This window comes from Streptomyces malaysiensis subsp. malaysiensis, assembly GCF_040653035.1.
Classification (GTDB): domain Bacteria; phylum Actinomycetota; class Actinomycetes; order Streptomycetales; family Streptomycetaceae; genus Streptomyces; species Streptomyces malaysiensis.
Genome location: NZ_JBEZNG010000020.1, coordinates 22,970 through 29,364 on the forward strand (window position 1 = coordinate 22,970; position 6,395 = coordinate 29,364).

At 70.7% G+C, this 6,395-nt stretch carries 10 protein-coding genes; 4 read left to right on the forward strand and 6 right to left on the reverse strand.

All coding sequences use genetic code 11. The annotated features are described in order from the left end of the window. The first annotated feature begins 13 nt into the window (after positions 1-13). Positions 14-442, forward strand: a complete 429-nt coding sequence (locus tag AB0E24_RS31790) for an ATP-binding protein (protein ID WP_069867332.1) — start codon at positions 14-16, stop codon at positions 440-442. Between the two features lie 122 nt (positions 443-564). On the opposite strand, the gene AB0E24_RS31795 is transcribed toward AB0E24_RS31790, so the two are convergent. The 5 genes from AB0E24_RS31795 to AB0E24_RS31815 form a co-directional block, all read right to left on the reverse strand. Further along, positions 565-1,785 (reverse strand): nucleotidyl cyclase domain-containing protein, encoded by a 1,221-nt coding sequence (locus AB0E24_RS31795; RefSeq protein ID WP_099015724.1) that lies wholly within the window; start codon positions 1,783-1,785, stop codon positions 565-567. Beyond that, entirely contained in the window at positions 1,782-2,180 is a 399-nt protein-coding gene (locus tag AB0E24_RS31800; protein ID WP_079259830.1) for a VOC family protein, read from the reverse strand. The genes AB0E24_RS31795 and AB0E24_RS31800 overlap by 4 nt, the downstream gene beginning before the upstream one ends. Positions 2,181-2,267: 87 nt before the next feature. After that, entirely contained in the window at positions 2,268-2,741 is a 474-nt protein-coding gene (locus tag AB0E24_RS31805) for a C40 family peptidase (RefSeq protein WP_069867329.1), read from the reverse strand. 319 nt (positions 2,742-3,060) lie between these two features. After that, positions 3,061-3,369: a hypothetical protein gene (locus tag AB0E24_RS31810; RefSeq protein ID WP_069867549.1), complete on the reverse strand. Its 309-nt coding sequence runs from the start codon at positions 3,367-3,369 to the stop codon at positions 3,061-3,063. 5 nt (positions 3,370-3,374) lie between these two features. Further along, on the reverse strand, positions 3,375-4,010 hold the full coding sequence (locus tag AB0E24_RS31815) for an ATP-dependent Clp protease proteolytic subunit (RefSeq protein ID WP_079259831.1): 636 nt from the start codon (positions 4,008-4,010) through the stop codon (positions 3,375-3,377). Positions 4,011-4,098: 88 nt separating this feature from the next. Here AB0E24_RS31815 and AB0E24_RS31820 point away from each other — a divergent pair, with 88 nt between their 5' ends. After that, positions 4,099-4,401 (forward strand): type II toxin-antitoxin system Phd/YefM family antitoxin, encoded by a 303-nt coding sequence (locus AB0E24_RS31820; RefSeq protein ID WP_099015725.1) that lies wholly within the window; start codon positions 4,099-4,101, stop codon positions 4,399-4,401. A 48-nt stretch (positions 4,402-4,449) separates the two neighbouring features. Here the strand turns inward: AB0E24_RS31820 and AB0E24_RS31825 are convergent, their stop codons facing one another. Beyond that, complete coding sequence (locus AB0E24_RS31825; protein ID WP_251773526.1) at positions 4,450-5,412, reverse strand: M28 family metallopeptidase; 963 nt, start codon at positions 5,410-5,412, stop codon at positions 4,450-4,452. Between the two features lie 345 nt (positions 5,413-5,757). Here AB0E24_RS31825 and AB0E24_RS31830 point away from each other — a divergent pair, with 345 nt between their 5' ends. Both AB0E24_RS31830 and AB0E24_RS31835 read left to right on the forward strand, forming a co-directional pair. After that, positions 5,758-6,060 carry an urease subunit gamma gene (locus AB0E24_RS31830; protein ID WP_069867325.1) on the forward strand — a complete coding sequence of 101 codons (303 nt, stop codon included), beginning with the start codon at positions 5,758-5,760 and terminating at the stop codon, positions 6,058-6,060. A gap of 14 nt (positions 6,061-6,074) precedes the next feature. Then, positions 6,075-6,380, forward strand: coding sequence for an urease subunit beta (locus AB0E24_RS31835; RefSeq protein WP_093700182.1), 306 nt, complete (start codon positions 6,075-6,077; stop codon positions 6,378-6,380). The last annotated feature ends 15 nt before the right edge of the window (positions 6,381-6,395 follow it).

The window sequence follows — 6,395 nt, forward strand, 5'->3', positions numbered from 1 at the left end:
GGGACAGGCCGTCATGGCAGACCATCAGGAAGCATCCGTCACTCTGCCGAGCGCACCGGCGTCGGTTCCCGAGGCACGTGCCTATGTCACGGACGTGCTCGCCGAATGGGGGCTCGGGGAGGGAGCGGAGGCCGCCGACACTGTGCGGCTGATCGTCTCCGAGCTCGCCACCAACGCCGTGGAGCACACCGTGGGCCAGTCGCCCACCTTCACCGTGGACCTACGGCTCGACCGTGAGCAGCGGCTGGAGATCGGGGTCACCGACAGCCATCCCAAATGGCCCAGATGGCTGCCGCTGGCCACCCAGCAGGACAGCGGGCGCGGGATGGTCATCGTGCGCTGTCTGGCCGCGGAGTCGGGCGGCGAGGTGTTCGTCACCCCGACCGCGGACGGCGGCAAGACCGTCTGGATCGCCCTGCCGTGGACGGTGCCGGTCCGCTGAACCGGCCTGGGCCCGTGCGGCCCAGCCGAACCGGCCGGGACCGTACCGGCCCGCTGGAACCGGCCTGGACCCGTACCGGTCCCGCCGAACCGGCCTGGACCCCGCCCGGTCCGCCGGACCGCTCACAGCACGCGCTGGGCCTGTCCCGCCGAGACCCGCGCCTCGGCCAGTTGGCGGATCCGGGTGAAGACCCGCCCGGCGGCCGGGCCGATCAGATAGTGCGGCATGTCGCCGCGCTCGATCACCCCGTACCGGCCCGTGCCCATCAGGTACGAGGAGTAGAGAATCAGCCCGCCCGGGTGGCTCATGTCGACGGTGAGCGCCGAGAAGCCCGGGAACTCGTCCGTCTGATAGACCCGCAGCCCGTCGGCCTCCGCCCCGTAGCGCTCCTTGAAACGGCCGAACCGCTCCAGCGAATCCTTGATCTTCCGCGTCATGTCCTCCTGGTACTGGCGGGAGAGCGTGGCCGCCGCGTCCGAGGACGGGTCCAGCAGATAGCAGCGGTAGGTGCCGCCCCGGCGCAGCAGTCCGAGGACCGCGTCACGGAAGCGGGCCGGACGCTCGGTGGTGACCAGCCGGCTGGAGGTGGTGCGCAGCGCCGTCCCCATGTCGAGGACCTCCTCGGCCGCCGAGTCCAGCAGCCGCGCCTTCTCCTGGGGGCTCGGCCGCTCCGGATACGCATGCGCCGGGAAGCCGTCCGCGAGCCCCCGGCCGGCCAGCCATGCCTTGGCCGCCCCGCCCGGACCGCCGTCGCCCGCCATCAGATAGACGTCCTTGCCCTCGTGGCTCCCCACATGGGCGAACAGCTCCGCATACGGCCCGGCCGTGCGGTACACATCCTCCGAGACCGCCAGGCAGTCCGGGGGAGTCGCCTTCTCCAGATGCGCGGCCAGATTGATGTCGGGGGAGTGGATGGCGCCGGTCCGGCCCTCGCCGGTGTGCCGTATCGCCCCCTTGTGCAGCGCCATCCGCACATGCAGCTCGCCCTCCACCCCCGCCTGGGCGAACTCGTCCCGCAGATGGCGCAGATCCAGGGTGAGGAAGGTGCGGGCCGCCTCCAGCGCGACATCGCGGGCCACGCTCTCGCGGTCGTCGTGGACCGCGAAGAAGCCCCCGTCGCCGCGCCAGCTCCATAAGTCGCTGCGGGCACAGCGGTGCTGGGCCGAGAACTGCCCGATCCGGGCGCGCATCCGCTCGCGCAGCAGATCGAAGGCGTGCGCGGCGCGGTCCCTGGGGTTCGAGCGGACGATCGTCGAATACCCGGAGGTGTCGACGAAGAGCAGATACACCTGGTCATAGGTCCGGTCCGCCTCGAAGGGCGCACCGTGGAAGGGCTCGCTCATGCCGGCACCGGGCCGCGCTCGACGGCGCTGCGCTCCACACAGAACTCATTGCCCTCGATATCGGCCATCACCACCCACCCCAGGCCGTCCTCCGTGCGCCGGTCGTCCACCACGGTCGCGCCCAGCCCGGTCAGCCGCTCCACTTCGGCGTCCCGGGTGCCGGCCGGGGGCTGGATGTCGAGGTGCACCCGGTTCTTGACGGTCTTGGCGTCCGGGACCCGGAGGAAGAGCAGCCCCGGCACCCCGGGCTGCCCCGGGCTGAGCAACGCGTGGTCGGCGTCCGGATCGGCGTCCTCCTCCATGGGGTAGCCCGTCAGCCGGGACCAGAACCGCGCGAGGGCGTAGGGATCACGGGCGTCGAAGGTGATGTGCCGGACCGGGTTGAGATACGCCATGCCAAGCCTCCGGTGGTCGACGGGGCCGGTCCACAGCGGTGTCCCGGCCCCGTCAACCTACCCATGGCCACTGGGGGCTACAGCGCATCAGCGCACATGTCCGTACCAGACCTTCTTGGTCCAGATCCGCTCCAGCCGCACCACCGTGCCGGTCTTGGGGGCGTGCCAGATCCGGCCGCTGCCCGCGTACACACCGACGTGGTACACCCCGCTTCCGGAGTGGAAGAACACCAGGTCCCCGCTCTTGCGGGAGGCGGCCTTGATATGGCGGGTCCCGTTGTACTGCGCGGCCGCGGTGCGCGGCAGCCGCTTCCCGGCCCGCTTGTAGGCGTACTGCGTCAGCCCGGAGCAGTCGAAGCGCTTGGGCCCCGCCGCGCCGTACCTGTACGGTGCGCCCTTCTTCGACGCCGCGATCCGCAGCGCCTTGGCCGCGACGGTCGCGGCCTCGGCCTCCGGTGGATACCCGGGCGTCGCCACGGTGCCTCCCACGGCGGCGACGGTGAGGGCGGAGACGGCGCTCGCTCGGGAGAACATCCTGGGGATTCGTATCTGCGCAGACATCACGCGCCACCCTTCGTGAGCCGACCCCGCCCCGGTTCGGTGACGGAGTCCTGTCGTCCCCAGGGATGGTCACGCAGCCGCGCCGCCGGTTCCGACTCGAGCGGGCGTGATGTGACGGTGGTCACTGCGGGGCCGTTCGGGTGGTGCCGACCGCCCCGCGCCGCGTCCATGACCTGCCCGAACGGCCGTGCCGAGGCGTGGTGGAGCGGACGGCGGCACGGACCCGGGCCGCCCGCTGGGCGCAAACCAGCCCCGCCCGGCCCGCCGGAATCCCGCTGCGCCGTTCGGGCGACGGCTCCGCGCCCCCGGCCGGCCCGTCTCAGGCCCGCAGCGCCGGGGGCAGTGTGACCCGCTCCGCGCGCCGCTCCCCGTCCAGCACTCGCAGCGCCCGGGCCAGGGTCGCGGTGTGCAGCTCGCTCTCCCCGCGCTCATGCATCAGCGCCAGCGCGTCCCGCAGCGCGGTGGCCTTCGCCACCAGCGCCTGGGCGGCCCGCAGACTGCCGTAGGTGTCACGGCCGCGCGCCGGGTTGATCCGGCCCAGCAGGTCGACCGCCTCCAGATAGCCGTCTACGACGCTCCCCTCCGCGCGGGTGAGCGCGGGCAGCGGGGGCAGCTCGGGTGGCAGCACCGCGCTCACCCGGCCCGTCGCGGTGCGCCCGGCCGCTTACGGCTCCGGGTGACCTCGTCCACCAGCCCGTACGCCTTCGCGGCCGCGGCGTCGAAGATCTTGTCGCGGTCGATATCGGCCCGGATCCGCTCGGCGCTCCGGCCGGTGTGCCGCACCAGCATCGCCTCGAGCGTCTCCTGGGTGCGCCGCAGCTCATTGGCCTGGATCTCGAGGTCGGAGGTGGTGCCCTCGACCGGCTCAGCGAACGCGGCCTGGTGGATCAGGACCCGCGCACCCGGCAGCGCCAGGCGTTTGCCCGGGGTGCCGGCGGCCAGCAGCACGGCGGCGGCCGAGGCGGCCTGGCCCAGGCAGACCGTCTCGATGTCGCAGGAGACGAAGTGCATGGTGTCGTAGACCGCCGTCATGGCCCCGAACGAGCCGCCGGGCGAGTTGATGTAGAGCGAGATGTCCTGGTCGGGCGCGGCATGCTCAAGATGGATCAGCTGCGCGATCACATCGTTGGCCGCGGTGTCGTCGATCGGGGTGCCGAGGAAGACGATGCGCTCGGAGAGCAGCTTGGCGTACGGGTCCATGGTGTGCGTCCCCGAACTGGTGCGTTCGGTGAACTCGGGCAGGACATAGCGCGCGGTCGGTCGTTCCATCGCGTCACCTCTCGGAGTCATCGTTCGGTCTCGGTGGCGTTGGCTCTATAAAAAATGTACAGGATGTACATCCCGATATGATGGGAGCATGGCTTACGAGATTCCGGTGACGCAAGCCCGTGCAGAGCTCGCGGAGCTGATCAACCGCGTGGTGTACGGCGGCGAGAGGGTGGTCGTCACGCGCCACGGGAAGCCGCTTGTCGCCCTGGTCTCCGCCGCCGACCTGCGGCGTCTGGAGGAGATCGAATCGGGCGAGGAGGAGCAGGTGATCAGCACCGTGTCATCGATGCGCCCCTCGTCGTCCGCTTCGGGCGAACGGCGGCGCTTCGGCATCGCGGCGGAACACAACGGCCCGGACGCCGGGGATCGGCGTCCGGGCCGCGAGGAGTGACGGACGGGACAGGACCGGCTCAGCGCCGGTCGGGTACCAGGGCGCTCGTCAGGAGCTGAGCGTCCAGATCGCGTTGGCGATGGCGTCGGTGTTCAGGTCCAGCGCCTTGTCGTCGATGTTCGACGTCTTGTCGCAGGCGGAGTGGTAGCACGGGTCGAACGCCTCGCCCGCCTCACCGCCCCAATTGTCGGCCTGCTCCTGGCTCTTGGTGGCCTCGGCGCCGGTGAACAGGCCGCCGACCCGCACCCCCGCGTCCTTGAACGGGGCGTGGTCCGAGCGGCCGTCGCCCTCGGTCTCCGGCTCGGTGGTGATGTCCTTCGCGGCGTACCAGTCCGTGAAGACCTTCTCCAGCTCGGGGTCGTCGTCGTAGACGAAGTAGCCCGCGTTGGGGGAGCCGAGCATGTCGAAGTTGAGGTAGGAGTCAATCTTCGACTGGTCATCGGACGCCAGGCTGTCGACGTAGTGCGTCGAGCCGATCATGCCGTCCTCCTCATCGCCCCACCAGGCGAACCGCAGATGCTTGGTGGGCTGGAGGTCGGCCTTGGCCACGGCGAGCGCGACCTCGAGGATCGCGGCCGAGCCGGAGCCGTTGTCGTTGATGCCGGGGCCGGCCTCGACCGAGTCGAGATGGGCGCCGGTCATCACGACCTTGTCGTCGTCGTCGGCGGCACCGCCCTTCCAGTCGGCGACGAGGTTGTAGCCCGTCTTGCCGCCGGAGGTGAACTCCTGCACGGAGGTGGTGAATCCGGCCTCGTCCAGCTTGCCCTTGATGAAGTCCAGGGACTTCTGGTAGCCGGGCTCGCCATGGGCGCGGTTGCCGCCGTTGGCGTCCGCGATGGACTGGAGTTCGCCCAGGTCGGCCTTGACGGCCGCGACGTCCACGTCGGGGGCGGCGGCCTGGGAGTTGACGTTGGCCTCGGCGCCGGAGGCGCCGCTCAGCAGGGCCGCGGCGAGCGCGGCACCGGTTGCCGCCGCGAGGGTGCCGCGGCGAAATGACGCTATTCGCTTCACAGTTGGGCTCCGTTGTGATGTGGGGGGTTGGAGCGGAGCAGGTGAATCATGGTGTTGCGGACATGAGAATCGGGGGTATGCGGTGGGGCCGTCAAGTGCGATAGCCGGACGTATGGGTCCGCCGAGCGGATGACGGGTGGCACTCGAAGGGGTTGTGAAGGCGTGATCAAGGCCCGTACGACCGGCTTGACCAGCATCGATCGGGAGTGACCGGGGGTGTTTGAGTTAACGCCGATGAAATGCCGTGGAACTAACCTGCGGAAGTCGGGCGCGAGCCGCCCCGGGCGGTGCTGAGCGGGTGGTTTCCGGCGGATGGTACGAAGATGATGGGAAGAGGCGGGAAGCATGCGATTGACCCCACATGAGCAGGAACGTCTGCTCATCCATGTGGCCGCCGATGTGGCCGAGAAGCGACGGGCCCGGGGTGTGCTCCTCAACCACCCCGAGGCCACCGCGCTGATCACCGTCCACATCCTGGAGGGGGCGCGTGACGGCCGCGGCGTCGCCGAGCTGATGGCCTCCGGGCGCCAGGTGCTCACCCGCGACGAGGTCATGGAGGGCGTCCCCGAGATGCTCGGTGACGTCCAGGTCGAGGCCACCTTCCCCGACGGCACCAAGCTGGTCACCGTCCATCAGCCGATCGCCTGACGGGGGGCGTTTCCATGATCCCCGGAGAGATCCTTTACGCCGATGAACCGGTGGCCCTGAACGAGGGGCGGCCCGTCACCCGGCTTACCGTGCTCAACGCCGCCGACCGGCCCGTCCAGGTCGGCTCCCACTACCACTTCGCCGAGGCCAACCCCGGCCTCGACTTCGACCGCGCCGCCGCCCGTGGCAAACGGCTGAACATCCCCGCGGGCACCGCCGTGCGCTTCGAACCGGGCATTCCCGTCGAGGTCGCCCTGATCCCGATTGCGGGGGAGCGGACGGTGCCGGGGCTGCGGGGAGAGACGGGAGGAGCGCTGTGAGCGTCGCGTGCGGGG

Bases quoted from the DNA above. Each gene is read 5' to 3' on its own strand.
- AB0E24_RS31795 (WP_099015724.1), bottom strand. From the start codon at position 1,785: ATGAGCGAGCCCTTCCACGGTGCGCCCTTCGAGGCGGACCGGACCTAT.
- AB0E24_RS31815 (WP_079259831.1), bottom strand. From the start codon at position 4,010: ATGGAACGACCGACCGCGCGCTATGTCCTGCCCGAGTTCACCGAACGC.
- AB0E24_RS31800 (WP_079259830.1), bottom strand. From the start codon at position 2,180: ATGGCGTATCTCAACCCGGTCCGGCACATCACCTTCGACGCCCGTGAT.
- AB0E24_RS31805 (WP_069867329.1), bottom strand. From the start codon at position 2,741: ATGTCTGCGCAGATACGAATCCCCAGGATGTTCTCCCGAGCGAGCGCC.
- AB0E24_RS31830 (WP_069867325.1), top strand. From the start codon at position 5,758: ATGCGATTGACCCCACATGAGCAGGAACGTCTGCTCATCCATGTGGCC.
- AB0E24_RS31820 (WP_099015725.1), top strand. From the start codon at position 4,099: ATGGCTTACGAGATTCCGGTGACGCAAGCCCGTGCAGAGCTCGCGGAG.
- AB0E24_RS31790 (WP_069867332.1), top strand. From the start codon at position 14: ATGGCAGACCATCAGGAAGCATCCGTCACTCTGCCGAGCGCACCGGCG.
- AB0E24_RS31835 (WP_093700182.1), top strand. From the start codon at position 6,075: ATGATCCCCGGAGAGATCCTTTACGCCGATGAACCGGTGGCCCTGAAC.